Origin of the sequence: Daejeonella oryzae DSM 19973 (genome assembly GCF_000422945.1) — a bacterium.
Classification (GTDB): domain Bacteria; phylum Bacteroidota; class Bacteroidia; order Sphingobacteriales; family Sphingobacteriaceae; genus Daejeonella; species Daejeonella oryzae.
The window spans coordinates 1415006-1438841 of record NZ_AUHA01000002.1; the positions used below are offsets into that span (position 1 = coordinate 1415006).

General features: G+C 37.7%; 22 protein-coding genes and 1 tRNA gene. 15 read left to right on the forward strand and 8 right to left on the reverse strand.

From position 1 onward, the window contains the following. The first annotated feature begins 11 nt into the window (after positions 1-11). The 4 genes from G521_RS0106565 (at position 12) to G521_RS0106580 (ending at position 4141) form a co-directional block, all read left to right on the forward strand. Positions 12-413 (forward strand): GtrA family protein, encoded by a 402-nt coding sequence (locus G521_RS0106565; RefSeq protein ID WP_051189523.1) that lies wholly within the window; start codon positions 12-14, stop codon positions 411-413. Between the two features lie 10 nt (positions 414-423). Then, the gene (locus tag G521_RS16640; protein WP_036678268.1) at positions 424-2133 is read left to right on the forward strand and encodes an ArnT family glycosyltransferase; all 1710 of its coding nucleotides are present in this window, start codon (positions 424-426) and stop codon (positions 2131-2133) included. Positions 2134-2149: 16 nt separating this feature from the next. After that, positions 2150-3163, forward strand: a complete 1014-nt coding sequence (locus tag G521_RS0106575) for a hypothetical protein (RefSeq protein ID WP_026897836.1) — start codon at positions 2150-2152, stop codon at positions 3161-3163. Positions 3164-3298: 135 nt separating this feature from the next. Beyond that, positions 3299-4141: a hypothetical protein gene (locus G521_RS0106580; RefSeq protein ID WP_026897837.1), complete on the forward strand. Its 843-nt coding sequence runs from the start codon at positions 3299-3301 to the stop codon at positions 4139-4141. A 63-nt stretch (positions 4142-4204) separates the two neighbouring features. Here G521_RS0106580 and G521_RS0106585 read toward each other — a convergent pair whose 3' ends face one another. The 3 genes from G521_RS0106585 to G521_RS0106595 all read right to left on the reverse strand — a co-directional run bounded on the left by G521_RS0106585 (position 4205) and on the right by G521_RS0106595 (position 8772). Then, positions 4205-4948, reverse strand: a complete 744-nt coding sequence (locus G521_RS0106585; RefSeq protein ID WP_036678271.1) for a head GIN domain-containing protein — start codon at positions 4946-4948, stop codon at positions 4205-4207. 187 nt (positions 4949-5135) lie between these two features. Continuing rightward, positions 5136-6779, reverse strand: a complete 1644-nt coding sequence (locus tag G521_RS0106590) for a M1 family metallopeptidase (protein ID WP_026897839.1) — start codon at positions 6777-6779, stop codon at positions 5136-5138. Between the two features lie 127 nt (positions 6780-6906). Next, positions 6907-8772, reverse strand: a complete 1866-nt coding sequence (locus G521_RS0106595) for a CocE/NonD family hydrolase (RefSeq protein ID WP_026897840.1) — start codon at positions 8770-8772, stop codon at positions 6907-6909. Between the two features lie 212 nt (positions 8773-8984). Here G521_RS0106595 and lpdA point away from each other — a divergent pair, with 212 nt between their 5' ends. The 4 genes from lpdA (at position 8985) to G521_RS0106615 (ending at position 12648) form a co-directional block, all read left to right on the forward strand. Then, positions 8985-10388: a dihydrolipoyl dehydrogenase gene (gene lpdA, locus G521_RS0106600; RefSeq protein WP_026897841.1), complete on the forward strand. Its 1404-nt coding sequence runs from the start codon at positions 8985-8987 to the stop codon at positions 10386-10388. A 52-nt stretch (positions 10389-10440) separates the two neighbouring features. Then, positions 10441-10881 (forward strand): sterol desaturase family protein, encoded by a 441-nt coding sequence (locus tag G521_RS0106605; RefSeq protein WP_026897842.1) that lies wholly within the window; start codon positions 10441-10443, stop codon positions 10879-10881. A 24-nt stretch (positions 10882-10905) separates the two neighbouring features. Continuing rightward, positions 10906-11922 (forward strand): UDP-N-acetylmuramate dehydrogenase, encoded by a 1017-nt coding sequence (gene murB / locus G521_RS0106610; protein WP_026897843.1) that lies wholly within the window; start codon positions 10906-10908, stop codon positions 11920-11922. A 186-nt stretch (positions 11923-12108) separates the two neighbouring features. After that, entirely contained in the window at positions 12109-12648 is a 540-nt protein-coding gene (locus tag G521_RS0106615; RefSeq protein WP_026897844.1) for a sigma-70 family RNA polymerase sigma factor, read from the forward strand. 69 nt (positions 12649-12717) lie between these two features. On the opposite strand, the gene G521_RS0106620 is transcribed toward G521_RS0106615, so the two are convergent. Both G521_RS0106620 and G521_RS0106625 read right to left on the reverse strand, forming a co-directional pair. Then, the gene (locus tag G521_RS0106620) at positions 12718-13248 is read right to left on the reverse strand and encodes an SRPBCC family protein (protein ID WP_026897845.1); all 531 of its coding nucleotides are present in this window, start codon (positions 13246-13248) and stop codon (positions 12718-12720) included. A gap of 29 nt (positions 13249-13277) precedes the next feature. Continuing rightward, on the reverse strand, positions 13278-14753 hold the full coding sequence (locus G521_RS0106625; protein WP_026897846.1) for a phytoene desaturase family protein: 1476 nt from the start codon (positions 14751-14753) through the stop codon (positions 13278-13280). Between the two features lie 94 nt (positions 14754-14847). On the opposite strand from G521_RS0106625, the gene G521_RS0106630 reads away from it, so the two are divergent. The 4 genes from G521_RS0106630 to G521_RS0106645 are packed head-to-tail and all read left to right on the forward strand — an operon-like array spanning position 14848 to position 17152. Continuing rightward, positions 14848-15684, forward strand: coding sequence for a phytoene/squalene synthase family protein (locus tag G521_RS0106630; protein WP_026897847.1), 837 nt, complete (start codon positions 14848-14850; stop codon positions 15682-15684). Positions 15685-15686: 2 nt separating this feature from the next. Beyond that, on the forward strand, positions 15687-16217 hold the full coding sequence (locus G521_RS17710) for a hypothetical protein (RefSeq protein ID WP_155975685.1): 531 nt from the start codon (positions 15687-15689) through the stop codon (positions 16215-16217). 12 nt (positions 16218-16229) lie between these two features. Then, positions 16230-16913: a lycopene cyclase domain-containing protein gene (locus tag G521_RS0106640; RefSeq protein ID WP_026897848.1), complete on the forward strand. Its 684-nt coding sequence runs from the start codon at positions 16230-16232 to the stop codon at positions 16911-16913. Further along, entirely contained in the window at positions 16913-17152 is a 240-nt protein-coding gene (locus G521_RS0106645; protein WP_036678278.1) for a cytochrome b5 domain-containing protein, read from the forward strand. Before G521_RS0106640 ends, G521_RS0106645 begins: the two co-directional genes overlap by 1 nt. A 47-nt stretch (positions 17153-17199) precedes the next feature. On the opposite strand, the gene G521_RS0106650 is transcribed toward G521_RS0106645, so the two are convergent. Further along, positions 17200-18120, reverse strand: coding sequence for a PfkB family carbohydrate kinase (locus G521_RS0106650; protein WP_026897850.1), 921 nt, complete (start codon positions 18118-18120; stop codon positions 17200-17202). Between the two features lie 111 nt (positions 18121-18231). Here G521_RS0106650 and G521_RS0106655 point away from each other — a divergent pair. Then, positions 18232-18305, forward strand: a tRNA-Asn gene (locus G521_RS0106655). Between the two features lie 277 nt (positions 18306-18582). Here the strand turns inward: G521_RS0106655 and G521_RS18250 are convergent. Both G521_RS18250 and G521_RS17720 read right to left on the reverse strand, forming a co-directional pair. Further along, complete coding sequence (locus G521_RS18250; protein WP_051189526.1) at positions 18583-20064, reverse strand: Kelch repeat-containing protein; 1482 nt, start codon at positions 20062-20064, stop codon at positions 18583-18585. Between the two features lie 27 nt (positions 20065-20091). Next, complete coding sequence (locus G521_RS17720; protein WP_081675021.1) at positions 20092-20463, reverse strand: DUF4907 domain-containing protein; 372 nt, start codon at positions 20461-20463, stop codon at positions 20092-20094. A gap of 1174 nt (positions 20464-21637) precedes the next feature. Here G521_RS17720 and G521_RS18100 point away from each other — a divergent pair. Next, positions 21638-21835, forward strand: coding sequence for a hypothetical protein (locus G521_RS18100; RefSeq protein WP_155975687.1), 198 nt, complete (start codon positions 21638-21640; stop codon positions 21833-21835). A 183-nt stretch (positions 21836-22018) separates the two neighbouring features. After that, positions 22019-23710, forward strand: coding sequence for an alpha/beta fold hydrolase (locus G521_RS17725; protein WP_051189531.1), 1692 nt, complete (start codon positions 22019-22021; stop codon positions 23708-23710). Positions 23711-23836 lie beyond the last annotated feature (126 nt).

Below are 23836 nucleotides of genomic sequence, written 5' to 3' on the forward strand. Positions count from 1 at the left end.
TGATTCTAAGCATGTCCACCGCAGATTTCAACGCAGAATTCTTTCTGAAATTCGTCAAATTTGGAATAGTGGGCTTCTCGGGAATTTTTGTTGATTTTGGAATAACGTTTCTGTGCAAAGAAAAACTTAAGATTCAGAAATATGTAGCCAATTCGCTTGGTTTTACTGCGGCAACTATATCAAATTATATATTAAACAGATTCTGGACTTTCCAAAGCCATGATAAGGCGCAATTGCTGCAGTTTGGAAAATTTTTTGGAATTGCATTAATTGGGTTGGTTTTAAATAATCTGCTCATCTACCTTTTTAATGATAAGCTTAAGTTTAATTTCTATCTGTCAAAAGTATTTGCGATTGCCATTGTATCTGTCTGGAATTTTTTTGCAAATTACCTTTACACTTTTGCCGGATAAATAGATATTGATGGATCAAAAACTTAAGAACTCATCCAATCTGTTCGTTATTTTTTTATTTGGCTGGACGCTGATTAATGCCGTTCAGGCAGGTTTCATGGAACTCCATCCGGATGAAGCCTATTACTGGATCTATTCCCGTTTTCCGGACTGGGGATATTTTGATCATCCGCCCATGGTTGCTTTTTTTATCAAAGCGGGCGATGCACTGTTTCAGTCCAAATTTGGATTGCGTTTACTCACAATCATCAGCAATACCCTTTCAGTCTACTTATTATGGCAGATTTTAAGAAAATATTCAACGGATGTAAAGCTCTTTATAATCCTTTTCTCTTCCATACTTATTTTCCATATTTATGGATTTATCACCACACCAGATTCTCCCTTATTCTTTTTTAGTATACTTTTCTTCTACGTTTATCAGCGCTATGCCGCAGAAGATAAGATTACCTTAGCAATCTGGCTGTCGTTAATTATTGCGGCCATGTTCTACAGTAAATACCATGGCGTTTTATTGGTTTTCTTTACAATTCTGTCCAATTTAAAACTATTTAAAAGGCCCTCATTTTACCTGATTATTCTATTGGTTGTTATTTTGTTTGCCCCTCATATTTACTGGCAAATTCAAAATGGATATCCTTCTATATATTATCATTTGATTGATCGATCTGCAAAACCTTACAAATTTGAATATACCAGCGATTATCTTTTGGGGCAGCTGTTAATTGCAGGTCCGCTGGTAGGGTGGTATTTGTATAAATCGGCAGTATCGGTTTCAAATAAAGATATCTTTATCAGGGCTATAAAATTTAATTTTTACGGCATCTTTTTATTCTTTTTACTGAGCACTTTCAAAGGCAGGGTAGAACCTCACTGGACGCTCATTGCATTTCCTCCATTATTCATTCTGAGTTTCATTTACATCTCTCAAAAAACTGAAATTCTTAATTGGTTCTATAAGCTTGCTTTTGTCAATATTGCGGTTATTTTAATAATGCGTCTGGTGGTTATTATTCCCTTGCCGGGGATTCAGAATTTTAAGCAGGTGGCTTATTATTATGGCGCCGAAAACTGGGCTAAACAGATTAAATCTTTAGCGGCTGATAAGCCGGTAGTTATTTTGGGAGGTTTTCAGGAAGCATCCCAATATAATTTTTACAATAGAACCTTATCAGGATTTGCTTACGACAGTCGGTATTACCGTAAAAATCAGTTTGACATATGGCCTCTTGAAGATAGCCTGAGAAACAAAAAGGTGTATTATGTAAACTCTGAAAGTCATGGCGTAAAAGTGATTCAAGACACTATTCTAACCTCCAAAGGCGATTTTTACGGCAGATGGATTGATGATGTTCGCCTGTTTCAAAAGGTAGATATAAGTACACAGCTTCCCGGGAATTTCTGGAAGGCTTCCAGCTTCAGGAAACTTAAATTGAAAATTTACAATCCGTATAATCAGAGTATCAGCTTTTCTAATAAAAACCAGAAATGGGACTGTTTTCTGGAATTCGGCTTTATGGAAAAGGGAAAGATTAACGAATTCAAGCCGGTAATTAGTAATTTCGATAAATTGATAATAGCCTCAAAAGAATCAGCAGAGATCTCGGCCGTCATCCGGTCTCCGGTAAAATCAGGTGAGTATAAACTGATTTTTTCAATAAGAACAGACCCTTTCCCCGGTTCAAGAAATAGCCGGATGATACCTGTTACCATCAATTAAAAATATAATAGCCTAAATGAAATATATTTTAACTGTTTTTCTCTTAGTTACAAGCCTGGTTTCGATAAATGCCCAGCACCTTGAAGGAAATATTTCTCTGCATGCTTTTGCTGATAATAGGGAATACGCAAATTCCAACAGGTTTTCGCAAACCATTTTCGGAGCCCGGTTTTCTCCCGAAATTGGCCTACTCATTGACTCTGTTCACCGCATCCGGGTGGGCTTTAATGCGCTGCATGAGTTTGGTTCTCCAAAATTTGCTGCTAAAATAGATCCCGTAATTTATTACCAGTATCAGAAAGATAAATGGGATTTTTATATCGGCTCGTTTCCCAGACAAAATTTATTAACAGATTATCCCCGGGTTATTTTTAAAGATACACTCACGTATTATCGTCCCAATATAGAAGGTATGCTGGCTAAATTTCAAACCCGCCATGGAAATGAAAAAGTTTGGATAGACTGGACCAGCAGGCAAACTGATCTGGATAGAGAAACATTTCTGTTCGGCATTTCCGGTAAATATCAAACCGGAATATTTTTTACAGAGCACTATGCCATGATGTTTCACAATGCAGGGCCAGGTATTGATATTCCCGGAGATCATATTCAGGATAATGGTGCTGCCGCTATAAAACTTGGAATAGATCTTAGCGATAAAACTTTACTGGATAGCCTCACTTTTAATATCGGAGGTGTCATGTCTTTTGAACGTACCCGCAACGTTAGCGACTGGCAAACTCCAAAAGGATATTTACTTGAAATGCACGCCGCCTATAAGCGTTTTGCTTTCAGCAATTCCTTTTATCAGGGCAATGGCCACCAGCTTATTTATGGCGATCAGTTTTATACTGCCAAAACCTATAACAGGTCTGATTTTTTTTATACTCCAATCAAATACAAAAACATAGAAGGTCAGTTCATATTCTCATTTCATTTTTTAGAGGGCGAAGTGGATAATCAGCAAGCATTTAGTTTGCGATATAATTTGTCAGGTTCAAAAAACCTCAAACGACAAAGCAATTATTAACAATTCAGCATCGTTTTTGACTTTTTTTTAACAAATATTCGTATTAATACGGATGCTTATTTTTTAATGATTTTTTAAATTTGTATAAACTCTTATTAAGAGAAAAATTTCAACAATATTTAAAATTCAATAAAAATGAAAGAGCGATTTTTTCTGCTCGTAATTATCTATTTAGCGTCTTTATTATCAGCAGGAGCTAGTCCGGCTTCAGACAGCAGCCGTGTGACTGGAGTAAGTGATAATTTTCCTGAAATTAAAAAATCCGGCAAATGGTTCGTTCAAGCCGGATTTAACTGGTCCGATTACAGCAAAACGGATATTCGGTTTCGTGGTAATGGCTATGATTTTACGTTGCAAAATGTAAAAGCTCAGGATCAGCCCTACAAAGGAAGTTTACAATACAACTTTCATGTGGGTTATTCTCTGAATGAAAAATACAGTGTTATTTTAGGCTGGGATCATATGAAATATGTGATGGATGTTCCGCAGCAGGTTCCTATTAACGGGTTTATTGAATCTTCCGTTTCGAATCCATCTATTTCAAGCGGACAATATCAAGGTGTTTATAGTGGAGAAACGATAACCATTAATCCCGATTTTTTAACCCTTGAATACACAGATGGCCTGAATTATATTAAGTTAGGGGCACAAAGACAGGATGAAATCTGGACTTCTGCGAAAGGTAAATCCTCGTTAAAGTTTACCGGCGGCTTGTCGGGCGGACTTATTATTCCCCGTGCTGATGTACGATTGTTTACAGTAGGAGATAATAATAAATTAAACGTAGCCGGATGGGCGGCATCTGCAAATGCAGGATTGAAATTTAAATTCAGCAGAGATTTATATTTCCAGGGAAATTTAGAAGGGGGTTATACCAATCTGAATAATGTGCATACTACCGGAAGAAATGAAGTAGATAAAGCAAGTCATCATTTTCTTTTTCTACAGAATTACTGGTTGTTTGGATTTCAATTTTAATCCGAAAAAAAAGTGTCCGATAGTTCATACCGGACACTATATATAAACCGTAACTGATGCTAATTACATTTTTGTAATATTCCCTGAGCCGTTTTTGATTTTGCTAACCTGAGCATTGCCGCTGTAGCGAATATTCCCCGATCCGCTTACCATGGCATCCAGGGTTTTTTCTGCCTTAATGCTCACATTTCCGGAGCCGCTAACTTTAACATCCGAATCTATAGTACTGAAATTGCGCCCTTCAAAATTCCCGGAACCGCCAATCTTGATAATGGCATGTTTGGCGTTACCGCTGATCATCATTTTACCGGAACCACTAATGTTTCCCAAATATTCATTTGCGTTGGCAGTTAAAGAGATGCTTCCTGAGCCGCTTAAAGTGTTCGTTAATTTTTCTGATTTAACGGTCCCCTCAACTTTAATATCTCCCGAACCACTCAGTGTAATGCTATTTAGTGATTTTGCAGTTACATAAACAGTTACTTTTCCCGAATTTCTTTTCCAGTTCCAGCCTGTATTGTGTTTTTTGTTGCGGATTTTTAGAACACCGTTTTCTACCACTGTTTCAATATCTTTCAATAAATCTTCATCACCTTCGAGTTTTAAACTTTCTGAGGCACCCATTTTAACCTTTACATCATAACTTCCCGAAGAAGAAATTCCATTAAAACCAGAAACCTGACGCTCTTCGGTCGATAAAATCTTTTTGCTATTGTGAATGGTTAATAAGGTGTTAGCCGAGCTGCTGGTTACTGATGTTGCAAGTAATACAGCCGAAAGTGCAAAAGAGAGTGTTAACGTTTTCATCCGAATAATTTTTAATTCTGTTTAAACTGTGTTTGCCAGATTGAAATCAATTTGAAATCAATGATGGCTTGTCGATAATAAGACGACATCACTACTACAGAAGTTGCATCAGCATCTAAATTATTTGCAGAAAAAATAAGATGCGATCACAGATCAGTGATCGCATCTTTGGATGTTTGAAAAAACCTTAGCGGGTCTCTTTCTTAGAGTTTACATAAAAGCCGTTAGAGATAGAAATTGAATTTGAATTGATTCTTTCTGTTTTGATTTGCTGACCAGGATGCAGCAAAATATCTTTATTGCCAGCTTTAATTAATACAGGCATATCAAAGCCGTCAATAACATTATCCCATTTGTATGACAGCTTTTTTCCGGATATTTTATAATTCAAAACCGGGATTTTGGTTGTTCTCAAATACTGATCAAATATGGGTTGAAGCTTAATTCCCGATTTTTCGATGATGTAATTCTCAATATCTTTTGATTCAGACGTTTTCAATCCAAATTCAGAATTTAAACCCCGCAATATTTGCTTCCATTTCACATCATCATTAATTACTGATCTGATAGTTTGCAGCATATTTGCTCCTTTATAATACATATCACCGGAGCCTTCTGTATTTACATGATAAGGTCCGATAATGGGTTTATCATTACGGATGCTTTGCCTGACTCCTTCAATGTATTTTGTGCCCGCTTCTTTCCCATTTTTGCACTCCACGAATAAACCTTCCGAGTACATGGTAAAAGCTTCATGCATCCACATATCGGCAATATCTTTCGAGGTGATATTGTTGCCAAACCATTCGTGTCCGCTTTCGTGAACGATGATGAAATCCCAGGTCATCCCCAATCCCGTTCCTGAAAGATCCCGACCACGGTAACCTTTTAAATAATTATTTCCATAGGCCACCGCACTTTGATGTTCCATGCCCAGATAAGGAGTTTCTATCAGTTTATAACCATCCCGGTAAAACGGGTAAGGGCCAAACCAGTTTTCAAAACAGGTAAGCATTGGCTTTACATCGGCATTGAAATGTATTTTAGCCTTCTCCAGGTTTTCCTGCAATACGTAAAAATCGAGGTCCAGATTTCCGTTTTCTCCGGCAAACGTATCAGAGAAATGAGCATAATCAGCAATGTTTACCGAAACAGTATAATTATTAATGGGATACGATACAAACCAATTAAACTGGGTAAAACCATCAGCCATTTTTTTGCTTGAGCGAAGACGGCCGTTACTTACATCAGTTAAACCCGGAGGTACAGCCACACTTATAAGCATGCTGTCTACTTCATCAGACTGGTGATCTTTTGTAGGCCACCAGGAGCTGGCGCCAAAACCCTGACAGGCCACCGCCACCCATGGTTTACCCGATTTATCTTTTGAAAAAACAAAGCCACCATCCCAGGGAGCATTTTTTGCAATCACCGGATTTCCCTTATAGTATACCGTAAATTGTTCTGAGGAACCTTTTTTTATTACCTGTGGGAAATCAACAAAAACAGCATTAAATTCTCTTTTAAAATTTAAAGGTTTCCCCTGAAATTCAACTTTGTCAATCTCCAGATTCTCAAAAAGATCAAATTGTAGTCTGCTGAAATCCTCTGTGGCTGTAAACTTAAACAAGTTAGAGCCGCTGATGTACTTTTGATCATTATCCACCTTCACATCCAAATGATAATAATTTATATCATAACAGTTACGCAATGCAGTTAAATTTCCACGTAAAGAATCGGCACGTGAAAATGCCTGTTGCTGAATATCCTGAGCAAAACCATAAGTTTTAGCAAGGATTAACAGGGTTATAAGGAGCAGTTGTTTTTTCATTCTGAGATTTTTATAAAATGCTTATTTAAAATCTAAAGTCTTTTTGATCTTTTTTAGAAAAAGAACGATGGAATTTCTAATACAAACATAGAATATTCCACCGTCAGGTTTAGTTTAAATAAGCTGGTTAGTTTAGTACGCTAACCTGTAATGAAGATGCGTTTTTTCCCTCGTGATAAATTCGATGAGTTGCTTTTTGAAAATCTTTTTCATCTGCATTATAAATATCCAGAAATTTTTGAGGGTTGCGGTCAACCAGAGGAAACCATGAATTCTGTACCTGAATCATTAAGCGATGGCCTTTTTTAAAGGTATGGGCTACATCAGGAATATTGTATTTCACTTCAGTGATCTGGTTAGGAACAAAAGGCTCCGGTTTCTCAAAGCTGTTTCTGAATTTTCCACGCATCACCTCGCCGCGAACCAGCATTTGGTATCCACCCATTTGCACATTCATTGGATTTGGGTCATTGTTGGGATAATCATCCGGATATACATCTATTAATTTAACAACATAGTCGGCATCTGTTCCGCTGGTGGAAACCATTAATTTAGCTATTATCTCGCCAGCAAGGGTTATGTCTTCCGTCAGGATTTCTGTTTGATAAACCATTACATCCGGACGGCGGGATGCAAACCGCTGATCATTGATCATGTATTCGCGGGTACGTCTTAAATGCACTCCGTCTGTATAAGGTACCGGTTTGTTCGGATCACTAATGTATTCATCAAAACTTTCATCCGCAGAAGGAGCATCAAATGATAATTTTCCGTCGGCATGGAAATAAAGCGATTTCTGGGCTACATTTTTTGGAGGCCAGGTATCAAATTTTTTCCATTCATTAGATCCTGTTATGAAAATCATTGCTTCGGGAAGATTTGCCGAAGGCTTATCTTTTAATAAATTCTGGAAAAAAGGAAATTCTACATTTTGCTGATACCAGGTACTTGTTGCCTGTCCAAAATCTATGTCTCCAAAATACTGACCCGTTCCTCTTGCCCATCCGCCGTGAAACCATGGGCCCATCACCAGCATATTCCGGTTTTTAGGATTTTGTTTTTCGATGGCTTCGTAGGTACGTAGAGCTCCGAAGGTGTCTTCTGCATCAAAAAATCCGCCGACTACCATGGTTGCTGGTTTTACATTGGTTAATTGAGGACGAATATTGCGGGCTTTCCAAAATGAGTCATAATTCGGATGAGCCATCAGGTCATTCCAGAACTTGATACTGTCTGCAAAATATTTGGCCTTAACATTTTTCAAAGGTCCCAGATCCATAAAAAATTTGTAGTTGTCCTGAACCGGAAACTTAAAGGGCTTTGGCCCTTTATCCGGAGTTATTGGTACTGGTCTTGGAACACCAAAACTGGAGTAAAATGAAAATGCATCAATCATCATAAACGCACCATTATGATGAAAATCATCACCTATAAACCAATCTGTAACCGGAGCCTGCGGAGAAACTGCTTTTAATGCAGGGTGAGCGCCGGGTAAAGAAGCTGTAGCATAAAATCCCGGGTAAGAAATTCCATAAATACCTGCCCTGCCGTTATCTGTACTAAGATTTTTTACAAGCCAGTCAACAGTGTCATACGTATCAGTGCTTTCATCAATATCTTTTTTTGATTTTTTTTTAGGGTTGTGCGGTCTTACGTCTTCAAATTCCCCTTCACTCATCCATTTGCCGCGAACATCCTGATACACAAAAATATATCCCTCACGGGCAAAAAGCATAGAAGGTCCGAGGCTCGTTTTATATTGATTCTCTCCGTATGGTGAAACCGTATAAGGAGTACGGTTTAACATGATCGGGTACTTTTTCGATTTATCTTTTGGGGTATAGATAGAAGTAAAAAGTTTGATCCCATCCCTCATAGGAACGTACTTTTCCACTTTGTCATAATTCTCACGTATATATAAAGAATCTTGGTTTATCTGCGCCAGCACCGGGAGGCTGCAGATAAGAAATAATAATAGAAAGATTTTTTTCATACTCTTTTTAAGTTTATTGCTAGGCTAAGTTAAAGCAAACTCAAGCATTTCCAAATTTCGTTTAGTTGTTGTGCATGAAGCTTGTCAGTAATTTCTTTGTGATTTGATTGTGCCGGATAATCATACTAATTAACTATTGATAAATAAGATCATCCATATTTTTCTAAGGATTTGATAATTCATAACTTTAACGCGATTTAAAATCTCCTTACATGCAATACGACGTAGTAGTAATAGGCAGCGGACCGGGCGGATATGTTGCCGCAATCCGTTGTGCTCAATTAGGTTTGAAAACAGCCATTATAGAAAAATATAACACTTTCGGAGGTACCTGCTTAAATGTGGGATGTATCCCATCAAAAGCTTTGTTAGATTCTACAGAACATTACCATAATGCGCTCCATAATTTTAAGGAGCATGGTATAAATCTGAAAGATTTGAAGCCTGATCTGAGCCAAATGGTAAAGCGGAAAAATGAAGTTGTAGAGCAAACTACCGGTGGCATCGCTTTTCTTTTCAAAAAGAATAAAATAACTTCTTACCAGGGGACAGGATCATTTGTAGATAAAAATACAGTTAAAATAACTTCAGATGCCGGTAAAGAAGAAACTGTAACCTCCAAAAATGTAATCATAGCTACCGGATCAAAACCTACAGAATTACCTTTTCTAAAAACCGACGGCAAACGCATAATCACTTCTACTGAAGCCCTGAATCTTAAGGAAATTCCAAAACATATGGTACTGATAGGTGGAGGAGTAATTGGTTTGGAGCTGGGTTCAGTATATGCCCGTTTGGGTTCAAAAGTTACTGTAGTAGAATTTATGGATTCTATAATCAGCACAATGGATAAAACTCTGGGTAAAGAACTCCAAAAATCCTTGTCAAAGCTGGGAATGGAATTTAAACTAAGTCATAAAGTAACAGGAGCAAGTGTAAAAGGAAACACGGTTACGGTTACGGCCAATAATGCCAAAGGCGATGAAGTTATTATCGAAGGAGATTATTGTCTGGTAGCCGTCGGTCGTACAGCTTATACTGCAGGACTTGGATTAGAAAATGTAGGCATCAAAACGGAAGATCGAGGAAATAAAATCCCAACAAATGATCATCTGGAAACCTCTATTCCGGGAATTTATGCAATTGGTGATGTAATTACAGGTGCCATGCTGGCTCACAAAGCCGAAGATGAAGGAACCTTTGTTGCAGAAGTTATTGCAGGTCAAAAACCTCATATCAATTACAACTTAATACCTGGTGTAGTTTACACCTGGCCGGAGGTAGCCAGTGTAGGTTATACCGAAGAACAGTTGAAAGATCAGGGCAAAAAATATAAAAGCGGTTCATTTCCTTTCAAAGCAAGTGGCCGGGCTCGTGCAAGCATGGATACCGAAGGGTTTATCAAAGTTTTGGCCGATGCCGATACCGACGAAATTTTAGGAGTTCACATGATCGGTCCCCGCGTTGCAGACGTAATTGCCGAAGCGGTAGTCGCCATGGAATTCCGTGCATCAGCAGAAGATATTGCACGTATTTCCCACGCACATCCAACTTATACTGAAGCATTCAGAGAAGCCAGTATGGCCGCTACAGAAAACAGGGCTATCCATATTTAATCAAAAATTGCTGAGGTGTAATCGCACCTCAGCAATTCTCCGTATTTAATCTATGTCAGTACTCCAGAATACGCTTATAGTATTAATAACCCTTGCGGGGATGGAAGCATTTTCATGGATAATTCATAAATATCTTTTCCATGGTCCGTTATGGTTTATACATAAAACGCACCACCGCAAGCAGCATACATTTTTTGAATTAAATGATATTTTTAGTCTGGCCTTTGCTTTTGCAGCATTACTGCTGATGTATAAGGGAAGGGAAATTTTTGATTACAGATTCTGGATAGGCTCCGGAATATCGCTTTACGGAATCATTTATTTTATATTTCATGACGGTTTTATTCATAACCGGTTTAAATCTTTCAAAACTTCCAATACTTATTTATTAGGAATCAGACGGGCGCATAAAATTCATCACAAGTCGCTTTCCAAAATGCCTGCTTCGGAATTCGGCTTGCTAAGCGCTTCCAGAAAATACTTTAGAAAATAATCTCAACCGTTTTATTCATTCTTTATGATCTCTATCCACGAAAATTATTCGTTAAAATCTCTGAATACCTTCGGGGTTGAAGCTCGTGCTTTATGGTTTACCGAAATATGCAGCGAGGCTGATCTGACAGAACTATTTAGTGATGCCAAATGGAATTCTGTTGAGCGGCTCATTTTGGGAGGTGGAAGTAATATCCTTTTTACTAAAGATTTTGAGGGCCTGGTTATCCGCATCAGTATTCCCGGCATCCGGAAAGAATCTGTAGGAAATGAAATATTGGTGACGGCCGGGGCCGGAGTAGTATGGAATGATCTAGTAAATTATTGTGTAGACCATCATCTGGCCGGAATGGAAAACCTGAGTCTCATTCCCGGATCTGTAGGGGCATCGCCCATTCAGAATATTGGTGCTTATGGAGTTGAACTGAAGGATGTTTTTCATTCATGCAAAGCATTTGAAATCTCTTCCGGGAAAATCAGAATATTTTCCAGAGAGGAGTGTGAGTTCAATTATCGCGACAGCATATTTAAAGGCAACTTAAAAGGAAAATATATTATTACTGAAGTTACGTATAAGCTATCCGCTGAATTTCATCCCCAGGTAAGTTATGGAGCCATCACCCAGGAACTTCAAAAGAGAGGCATTTTTAATCCGGGTATAAAAGATATTTCTGAAGTGGTATCTCATATCCGGGTAAGTAAGCTTCCGGATCCTGCAACGATAGGGAATGCGGGCAGCTTCTTTAAAAATCCATTGGTCACTTTAAACCAATTTGAACAATTGCAGTCTATTTTTCCAGACATTGTATTCTATAAAATAGGCAATGACCAGGTGAAGCTTGCAGCTGGCTGGTTAATTGAACAATGTGGCTGGAAAGGCCGGGTTGTAAAAAATACCGGTACATGGAAAAATCAGGCCCTGGTACTGGTAAATCATGGTCAAGCCACTGGTATTGAAGTATTAAATGTATCTGAAGATATAATTAATGATGTTAGGAAACGCTTCAATATTATCTTGGAACGCGAAGTGAATATTTTTTAAGGTATAAATACGTAGAGAAACTCACACAGTATTTACACAATTGCATCACATATTTCATAAAGTTTGAGATTAGTCTGTGAATAGGCACAGGGTTTGTTTAAATTTAAATACATTCTACTTAAACAACATGTTGTTTTTTTGAATACGAAAAACTATTTGTTTACCTAAACCTAAAACCTAAACAAAATGACTAAAATCGAATTCAACACCTTGGTTATGCGGCAAGCGAGTTCATTAAAAATGTACGCTCTTCATTTCACTCATGATGCCGACGACGCTAATGACTTAGTGCAGGATACTATGTTAAAAGCCATCACATACTATAACAAGTTTAAGGAAGGAACCAATTTAAAAGGATGGTTATATACCATCATGAAGAATACGTTTATAAATAACTATCGCCGCTTTGTAAAAATCAGTTCTTTTGTAACCAAGTCTGATGATATATCTTCTGCTAACCTGGTATTCAGCTCAACTAAAAATCAGGGAGAGTCAAAATTTATCATGGATGATATTAAAAACGCCATGAGCAAGCTTCCTCAGGAATATTATGTTCCCTTTACAATGTATTTCGAAGGCCATAAATACCATGAAATTGCAGATCATCTTACAATCCCGATAGGGACAGTTAAAACACGAATTCACGTAGCACGCAAGCTTCTAAAAAAAGGATTAAAGCCTTACGATACAGCTTGTAAAAAAGTAGCTTACGCAGAACTCGATTAAAGAGCCCCTTTCTAAACATCATAATAATAATAGGGTCAGGTTTACACCTGGCCCTTTGCTTTTTATAGTTTATTTCTTTTCTGAAAGTTGTTTCAGATTTTTAAGTCCCTCCTCAAAATCTTTGCCTATCATCTGGTCCATAAACAGGCCCATCCAATTTTCCATAGCATTGGTATTAACTCCGCTCATTTCCCATATAACTGTAGTTCCTTTAGATGAAGGGCTTAATTTAAAATTATTTTGAGCTATGCTTTTAAAAGGATCGGTAAATGTGAGCTGAAAATTTACCGAGGAAAATGGCTGAACATTCATGATCTCCATTTTACCTTTACCGGATTCTTCACCGCTCCAGTTATACGTGTGCCCGGGCTGGGAAGGAATGCCAGCAATCCTGATATCTGCAGATGGTTCCCGCAGACTCCAAACGCTCCACTTAACGAATTTATTAAAATCAGAAATGTTGGTATAGATTATAGTATCAGGCGCCTGAATATTAATAGAGCGGCTTACACGATACGTTTTAGGCAGAAACATTCCGCCAATGAAAAAAATTGCAGCCAGAGCTACAATGATTGATAAGAAAATCTTTAAAAATTTCATGACGTCTGTAGATTAATTCATACAGGAATTTACACAAAATATTTTTCTACTTCAGCAGCAACTACCTGCCCCGAAATGATAGAAGGCGGTACTCCCGGTCCCGGAACAGTCAGCTGACCTGTAAAAAATAAATTTTGAACTTTTTTAGATCTCATTTTCGGTTTAAAAAATGCGGTTTGGCTTAATGTATTTGCAAGCCCATATGCATTCCCTTTAAAAGAGTGGAAATCCTTCGAAAAATCGTCCAAAGCATAACTTCTTTTTACAATAATTGCATCCCTGATGCTTTGCCCTGTAAGTTTCTCAAAGCGGCTGATCATTAAGTCGAAATAATATTCCCGGGTAGCATCATCATCTTTCAAAGCCGGAGCAATTGGCATCAGGAAAAATAAATTCTCATTGTTTTCGGGCGCCACTTCCGGATCTGTTTGAGAGGTGCAGGAAACATAAAACAGGGGCTTTGAAGGCCATGCCGGTTTTGTGTAAATTTCCTGAGCATGTAATTCAAAATCTTCGTCAAAAAATAAATTATGATGCTTAATACCTTCCACTTTCCTGTTTAATCCAATATAAAAAAGCAGACTTGATGGAGAAAGAGTACGGCTGTCCCAGTATTTTGGAGAATAACTTTGATACGGTTTTTCAAGAAGTTTTTGATCCACATGCTGATAATCCGCATTGGCAATTACCATATCCGCAGCATAAAAGCCTGTATTGGTTTCAATTCCTGAAGCTTTTGCATTCTTTACATCAATCCGCAGAACTTCCTCATTTAAAAGAAATTTCACTCCGGCTTCCTCCGCAACAGAAACCATGGCTTTCACAATTTCGTTCATCCCGCCCTGCGGATACCACGTTCCTAAAGAAAGGTCAGCATAATTCATCATGCTGTACATCGCCGGTGTATTTTGAGGCGTTGCTCCTAAAAATAACACAGGAAATTCCAAAAGTTTAATCAGTTTTTCATTTTTGAAAATAGAACGTACATGTTTGCTCATGCTGGTGAGCATTTGAATTCTAAAGCTTTCGCGGATTAGACGCAGATCAATAAACTCGGTAATAGAATGGGAGGGACGAAAAACATATTGCCCCATGCCCACTTTGTATTTATACTCCGCCTGCTTCAGGAAAGCACGCAATTTTAAAGCGCTTCCTTTTTCCAGAGATTCAAAAAGCTCTTCCAGCTCTTTCATGCCGGCCGGAATATCCATCACATCATCTTCAGCAAAATAAATGCGGTAACCGGGATCGAGCCGGATCAGGTTGTAATAATCACTTACCTTCTTGCCGAAAAGGGCAAAATAATTTTCGAAAACATCGGGCATCCAGTACCAGCTGGGACCCATGTCAAATCGGAAACCATCCTTTTCCCATACCCTTGCTCTTCCTCCGGGCTGATCGTTTTTTTCATAAATACTTACATCAAAACCCTTTTTTGCAAGAAGAGCTGCCGCGGCCAATCCGGCAAAGCCTGAGCCGATAACGGCGATTTGTTTTTTATCCATTTGTTGCCCTAAAGATAATAATCCGAATGTTTAAATACTCAAGGCTTATAAACTCTCCTTTTTCGTAGATTTGGCTAAATAGCTTCCCGAACTTATGATGGATTTATACAACGAAACATGTTTTGAGTGCAGTAAAATTATCACCCAAAAATATAGTACCTCGTTCAGTTCCGGCATCAGGGCTTTTGCTAAAAAGTTTCATTATCCCATTTACGGCATTTACGGCTTTGTGAGATATGCAGATGAAATTGTAGATACGTTTCATGATCATGATAAATTTTACCTTATCAGCGATTTTAAAGCAAAAACTTTTGAAGCTATCCATAATAAAATAAGCCTTAATCCTGTTTTACACTCTTTTCAGCAGGTTGTGAATACGTATTCTATAGATTATCCCTTGATAGAGGCTTTTTTAAATTCAATGGAAATGGATCTTGATAAAACCAGTTATACCGATTCATCCTATAAAGAATATATCTACGGATCTGCCGAAGTTGTTGGTTTAATGTGCTTAAAAGTGTTTTGTGAAGGTGATCAGGTACTACATGACCGACTTATTCCTACAGCCCGCAGTTTGGGTGCAGCTTTTCAGAAAATAAACTTTCTGCGGGATATACAGTCAGACTACGAGGACCGCGGGAGAACTTACTTTCCCAGTGTAGACTTTGCAAATTTTACCGAGGCCGATAAAAGAGAGATTGAAAATGAAATTAAAATTGATTTTGATCATGCTCTTGAGGGCATTAAACAATTGCCAGCCTCCAGTCGAAAGGGTGTTTATATAGCATATGTATATTACTGTGCTCTTTTTGATAAAATTAAAAGTACGCCCGCTAATTTAGTGGCACAAAAGCGTATCCGTGTTTCAGATCAGAAAAAGATGCTGCTTATGGCACAGGCTGTGCTTAAGATAAAGTTAAATGTATTATAAATATGAGATTTATACTGTTGAGTTTCTGTTTGGTTTTTTTTCATATGAGCGCCTTTTCTGAAAATAGTAACCCCTCAGAAATACTAAGTATTAAAGAGGCGATGTACCGGGCGGTTGAAAGTCCGAAGGTAACCGATTCTTTGTATGCCAAACTGATAAATAAAAAGTCAAAAACGCCGTTGTTATTGGCTTATGTCGGAACCCTGGAAGCTCTGAAAGCAAAGCATGCCTGGAATCCGTATCATAAATTAAAATACGTTGCACAAGCTCAGAAAACGCTTAAAAGTGCAGTAAGTAAAGACCCTTCGAATATGGAAATTCGGTTCATGCGTTTTTCAATTCAGCATTACACCCCGGCTTTTTTAGGTTACAGTAAAGAGCTCGATGAAGACCGCAGAGAAATTATCAGGCAATTTAAAAACAGAAGTTTTGGGGTAGCAGATCAGTCGCTGGTCAATAGTATTGCCAGGTTTATGATTGAATCGAAACGCTGCAGTCCGGCAGATTTGCTTGTTCTTAAAAAGTTTGTTTAGCCAGAATTATTAATGAAGTATTCCTATCTGTTAATTAATTTCTTAACAATCATTTTCCCCATCCTGCTTTCATTCGATAAACGGGTTCAGTTCTATAAAAATTGGAAATTCATATTTCCGGGCTTGATTTTAACCGGATTAATGTTTTTAGCCTGGGATTATATCTTTACCATTAAAGATGTATGGTCGTTTAATAACGGGTATGTAATTGGATGGTATTTCTTAAATCTGCCAATAGAGGAAATTTTATTTTTCATTACCGTACCATTTGCCTGTATTTTTATTTATGAATGCCTTAATTATTATATTAAAAGGGATTTGTTAAAAAATGTATCAGTCTATATTAGCTTGGCGTTAATAGGCCTTTCGGCGATATTGTTATTGTTTTATTACGACAAAGTTTACACCCTAATCACTTTCGGTTTGCTGGCTGTAGTATTGGTTTATGCACAATACATTGCTAAAATTAATTATTTAAGCAGGTTTTATCTTGCATTCCTGATTTCTCTGATTCCCTTTTATATTGTAAACGGAATTCTGACTTCCATCCCCATTGTGTTGTATAATAATCAGCAGAATATGAGTTTTAGGATCGGAACCATTCCTTTCGAAGATCATTTTTATTCGATGTCATTGTTGCTAATGAATATAATGTTCTTTGAATACTTCCGTAGCTGGAAGAAATTAAACAGCTGATGGATTTTAAAGAATACAGTAAATCTCAGCTAGCTTTACGCAACGGACAGGATAAGGTAGAGATTTGGGTTGCTTACAAGAGCTTAATTTACGATGTTTCTGCCAGCCGCTTATGGCGAAAAGGAATGCATTATGAACATTGGGCCGGCCAGGATCTCACAGACGAACTGAAAGACGCTCCGCACACTGAAGCTGTTTTTGAAAAATTTAAAGTAATCGGGAAGTTGAAAACCTCCTGATTAATTAAGACCGAACTCAGTCTGTTAATCAGGAGGAATAAGAATATTTACTGTTCGATTACAAAATTGCTCAGGCTTACAAATTCCTGTAAACGGGCTGCAACTTCAAAATCGGTTAAATTTTTAATTTTTTCGGTACCAAATTTTTCTACACAAAACGAAGCCAGGGCTGAGCCATAAATGATGGCGTTTTTCATATTGTTGAAATTAATGGTTTTTACTTTCGCCATGTAGCCAATAAAACCACCGGCAAAAGTATCTCCGGCTCCGGTTGGATCAAAAACGTCGGCCAGCGGCAGGGCAGGAGCAGAGAAAATTTTATCCCCGTGAAATAATAAAGCTCCGTGTTCTCCTTTTTTAATAATCAGATATTCAGGTCCCATCTTTAGGATCTTTTTGGCAGCTTTAACCAAAGAGTACTCTCCCGACAATTGGCGTGCTTCGGCATCGTTAATGGTTAATACATCAACCATCTTAATCGTTTCCAGTAAATCTTCTAAAGCTACATCCATCCAGAAGTTCATCGTATCCAGAACAATTAATTTCGGACGGTTTTTAAAACGCTCAATCGTTTTTTTCTGAATTTGGGGAGTCAGGTTACCTAAAAGTAAGTATTCGCAATCCTGATAATTTTCAGGAATAATCGGATCAAAATCGGCAAGAACATTCAGGTCTGTTACCAAAGTATCCCGACTATTCATGTCATTATGATATTTTCCGGCCCAAAAAAATGATTTTTCGCCTTCTTTTATCTGCAATCCTTCTACATCAATGCCGTGATTTTTGATTTCTTCGATGTCTTCCTCAAGAAAATCATCGCCCACCACAGAGACAATTTTTACTTTATTATAAAAGTAGGAAGCCGCTAAACTTGCGTATGTAGCCGCTCCGCCCACTATTTTGTCTGTTTTTCCGAAAGGAGTTTCAATGGCATCAAAGGCCACAGTACCAATTACAACTAAGCTCATAAATTTTTTTTAAAAAATCTTTCCGCAAATATTGCATTAATAATTTTAATTTCCGACTATTGCATTCCCAAACGGGACAAACGCTTTCAAAAGCATTTGTTAACCAGAAATTCCTAAGTAGCTCAGCTGGTTAGAGCATCTGACTGTTAATCAGAGGGTCCCTGGTTCGAGTCCAGGCTTGGGAGCAAATGATAACCCTTCAAATTAAGTTTTGAGGGGTTCTTTGTTTGTAAGGGTTTTTTGGCCATATTTATTTAGATACCGCAAGCCTTCCCACTTTGATATATATGTGCTGGTATTAAAATTAGAAGAATATTGTTGCCTCTTATAACTCGCACCGGTTGCAAATCCCGCCGAGCGGAATGGTATTACACAGCCTTATAACGGTAAATAGTCCGGCCAATGGCAAAAAGGAATGCAGCTGCAAAAACAATCAGCTGCATTCTTGATTCGACAAATAACTTATTCTAGTTCCACAATCCACTGAAACCTGGCGTTGGGATGCGGTCCATTATCGCTGCCCCATCCGGTAACACCATTGAATTGACAAGTTTCTTTGGCACATAAATATAAAACTGCATTTTGCCCGGAATCAGTAATCTTAACCTGATCAGTTACATCTATTTCTTCACGAACATCTCCTCCATCAAAACAACCGGTGTTATTGGGATTGACCGGTACTGTCACTTTTCGCTTGCCCACAAAGCCCTCATCGTCGGCATGGCCGCTTACCAGAATTACTTTGATGCTTTTAATTTTACCTTTAAAGAATCGCTTTATTTTTGCTTCCGCTAAAAACCCAATTTTGGTGCTGTTCACGTTATACGTGTGTTCCGTAAAATCATTTATTACTTTATTATCCACATTATACTGAAACTCTTGTTTAATGCCGTGGTAAACAGGGATAGTGTCAGAAGGTGTATATTGCCAGAAATCTTTTTTACCGTCAGGGAAATTAGCTCCTGTCCCAACGAATCCGTGGTTCCCTATACTAAAACTGACTGCACTAGCGCGATAACCACCATCATCTGGAACATCAGCCTTTTGCTTCCATATATCGCTGACCGGGTTATATTCCCAAAAATCCGATGGGGTAGCAAATGAGTTTAAACCGCCTCCAATATAGCCTTTAGCACCAATACCGAATCCGATTGCCGCTTGGCGAGCCTCACCCATAAATGCAGCTTTCATGGTCCATTTATCGGTGACCGGATCATATTCCCAGAAATCATTTGTACCGCCAGTTCCGATATATCCTTTATTGAGTATATTAAAACCTACTGCTCCACTTCGGAAGCCTCCTCCAAAGTCCGCTTTACGGGTCCATGTATTTGAGCCCGGATCATATTCCCAGAAATCTTTTAATTGAACTGGATCTGAGTAACCGGTTCCAACATATCCTTTGTTACCTATTCTAAAACCTACAGCCTGACCACGACCGGTTTGTCCAAAATCAGCTTTCCGGGTCCATATATTTGCCCCGGGATCAAATTCCCAGAAATCAGTTTTATATTCGGAATCAGTACTATCGGAATTTAGACCAACACCAGTTACAATATATCCTTTATTGCCTATGCTAAAACCTATTGCATTAGCTCGGAGGCCTCCTCCAAAGTCCGCTTTTTGAGACCAGGCTTTAGTGTCAGTGTCATATTCCCAAAAATCCTCGAGAAATCCAAAGTTTCTGTCAGAACCTGTTCCAGCACCTGTTCCAATATAACCTTTGTTGCCTATACTAAAGCCCGCGGCATCATCACGGCCTGTTCCTCCAAAATCAGCTTTGCGGGTCCAGCTATTCGGACCATTATCTAATTGTGATGCATCCGGGATAAACGACGTCCCGTCCGGTATATTTGTTATTTCTTTTTCACAAGCGCCCAACGAAAGACAAACTGTTATTAAGATAGTTAAAAAAATGGTTGTCGATAATTTATGTGTTTTCATAACTATATTTTTTAAGTTAAAATTTCACTATTTAATCACATTCAGGTTTTTCAATTCCTCTTTCGAAACCGTGGGAGGCATTTCCCCTTTTTTTAATTTGCCCATTACTAGCCATGCAACCTTTTCAGCCTCTGTTTTTGTTAAAAACCCTTTATTGCCGGGTTGGGAAGGCACATTTTGCTGATGAATAAGAATTCTGTTATCTGCATAGATATCATAACCGAAAGTCTTTTCAGGGGCATTGGTAATTTTATAACTCAGTTTAGAGTTTTTACCAATATTACCCGAAGAGTCAGGCAAAGCAGATTTTGAATTTGAAGTTTGGGAAGCATGATCCTGAATACACTGTAAACAGGTAGCAATAAGGAAGAGCATGAAAATAAAAAATAGAGACTTCATAAGGGAATAAGTTTAATTTTGAAATCTAGTATTGCTTTTCTGAAGAGTGGAGGAATAAGGTGGTGCATGTATTGATAGTATCCTATCATTCAGTATACAAAATGATAAAGTAAAAACAAAGGATATGAGCAGGAAAAACGGGAGCTGAATACTTTGCATACTTGATTCTCCAGGGAAATAAGCCAGAAAACATAAAGGTTTGTAAAATTTTTTCATAACATAATTTTTAATGCTTGCTGAAGGAGGCATGCATGCCTTGTTGTAAAAATGGCCTGAAATTTTAACCGGTAGCGGCTCGCTTTATGTAAAAGAATATAATAAATTACCTGTTGCAATGAGGTATATAATACTCAGGGAAATCTGTAGATGAGCGGAAAACAGTTCTGTTTTCAATGAGTAAAACAGAATAGATAAAAGTTAATGAAAATGCATCAGCACTAACTATTTGTGAAATTTGCAATTCCACTTTAATACTTAACTAAATTTAAGCATTTATTTATTTAATATACTTGTATTTTATTCGGGCTATTCAGAGGGTTCCTGGTTCGAGTCCAGGCTTGGGAGCAAATGATAACCCTTCAAATTAAGTTTGAAGGGTTCTTTGTTTTTAAGGGTTTATCTTTAGCCCTGGAAAAAAGTAAAATATGACTGTTTAGTTTGCAAATAGTTTGCACAAGCAGGATAGGCTCATGTTTGGATTTCATGATCACTTGTTTAAATACAGATGAAATTAATTTAAAAGGCATACCCGGGAAATTCAACGATTATCGAAAATGCCTTTTCAATGTTTTCTGTCTATTTAATTACATCAAGAGACCCGAAAGTAATCTTTGCAGTGGCAATCAAAAGCACATCATTTGGATTATTCTGGATCATACTCATCTCTCTTGAAATTTACACCTATTCAGGCAGATACAATTTGACCAGGAAATTATTCGGTATATTCAACAATTACACAGGCATAACAGTACTCAAGTAAGTGAGTTTTATACTTATGTTAGCATTGGCGTTTTGACAAAGTTTACTCAGACAGACTTTAAAGAAATTGATTCGCTAAACATAAAAGCGAAATACAAAAGCGACAAATACGAAATGACAATTGAATCTAAAGACGGCATTCAAAATGGGGACGAAACTTGGCTAAAAACAGGGATAATTAAGCTGACAAATAAAAATGGTGAAACAATTACAAAGCCATTTTATGGAGAATGTGGTTGCTAATTTGACGAACAGAAAACCTACCGCTAGCAGCACATTTGCAATAGGCGGGGTTTTGTGCTCTGGAAGAAGCTTTGCGGTTAAGGGAAGCGAAGTGCTCCTGATGAACATTTTTCCAGAGAGTCCCGCCCATCGCAAATCTGCAACCCGTTAGCGGCAACAATAATCCACGACAACAGTGCCTTATGACAGAAAAGCACCCCGGTAATTGAACCAAAACTCCAGAATACATCAATTTATCTAATGGGTTGTCTTTTTAAGTTTAACTTCTTTTAACAATCAACTAAATATTAAAATCGTCAGTTCGTATATCTTTAGCAATTATTATTGAACCTATATGAAACATATACTGTCAACTGTTTTGTTCGCCCTTTTCATATGCTTTGCTTCCATCGCACAAACAATACGTATTGAGGGAGAGGTGCTTGACAGCAAAACCCGTCAGCCCATTCCGTACCCTACAATAGGAGTAAAAGGTAAAAGTATTGGCACCGTTGCTGATGAGAAAGGATTATTTAATTTCAAGATTAATGAAACAACAATTGTCTCGGACGAATCAATTATTGTTTCATCTATAGGGTATAAGAGTGAAGTTATCTCTTTAGAGAAATTCAAAGAAGGTAAAATAGTTATCGACCTTACCCCCACAATTAAAGAACTTGAAACTGTCATAATTCAACCAAAAAAATCTAAAAGAAAGATTTTCGGCAGAACAGGCAGTAGCACTTTTATGACTGCTAATATGTTTACCGAACGAAATCTTATTGATGATAATTTGGGAAAAGAGCAAGCCCGGATCGTAGATGTTGATAAAGAATGTTTGATAAGAGATTTTAGTATGTACGTGGTTCTCAACCACTTCAAATCAGTAAAATTTAGACTAAATTTTTACAGTGTAAAAAATGGTGAACCATATCAATTGATTAACGACGATGACATTCTCTTTGATGTTTCTCAAAAAAGCGGATGGGTAAAGGTTGATTTGCGTAAATATGATTTGTTTATAAAAGAACATGATAAAATAGCGGTTGCAATTCAGTGGATTAAAAGCATTAAGACAGATAGCACATCCAGAGCATTCAATGTATCTGTCATACCAACACCTTTGCAGTCCATGTTTTTTAGAAATAAAAGCCATTTAGTTTGGGAAAAGATATCCCCAGCAAACCTGGCATTTAATATTACGGTTGATAGTTTTAAAGGAAGTAAAAAGGATGGTCAGCTAACAGATAAAGATGAACACATAAACGGGAACATCAAAAGCTACTTGCAAATTTCCAAATTTCAGGAAGAGGCTCGCTCTTCAGAATATGGAAATAATCGAAGCGCCGGAAGATATATAGCCATAAATAATTCAAACATTTACTTTGAAACATATGGGTCGGGAGAACCGCTGTTATTATTGCATGGAAATAGTCAATCCATTTCGGCCTTTTATAAGCAAATAGCGGAGTTTGCTAAATACTTTCGGGTTATTGCTGTTGACACCCGAGCTCATGGAAATAGTTCAGATACTTCCACACAGATGTTAAGCTATGATGTGTTTGCTAACGACATGAAACAATTTTTAGACTCCTTGCATATCACTCACACCAATATTCTAGGTTGGAGCGACGGTGGGAATACAGCATTAATCATGGCAATGAAATATCCTTTATTAATAAAAAGGATGGTTGTTATGGGAGCTGTATTAAGTCCTTCAGGTGTAGAACAGGCTCTACTTGATAGTATAAAAAGCAACAGTGAGAAGTTAAAAAACAACACCGATAAAAAATCGGAATATCAGTTACGTATTTTATCAATGCTATTAAACGAACCCCATATCTATGCCGATGACCTAAAATCTATTAAAGCTCGGGTTTTAGTAATGGCAGGAGAAAGAGATATGGTAAAACCACTTCATACTCAGGAGATAAAAAATAATATTAAAGATTCTAAGTTGTTTATAGTTCCCGATGCGAGTCATTATGCACCAACTGAAGTTCCCGGACTATTTAATAAAGTAGTAATAGACTTTTTAAGAAAATGAAAATTGCAGCAGGTAGCACCATGTTTAAATTATACCCGGGTGTGACGTGGTTCTTGTTCTGCACTGCTTTATATCTACATTTATTTCTTAGGCGACAAAGTGCTTTTTAATCGGGCTCAACGTAAA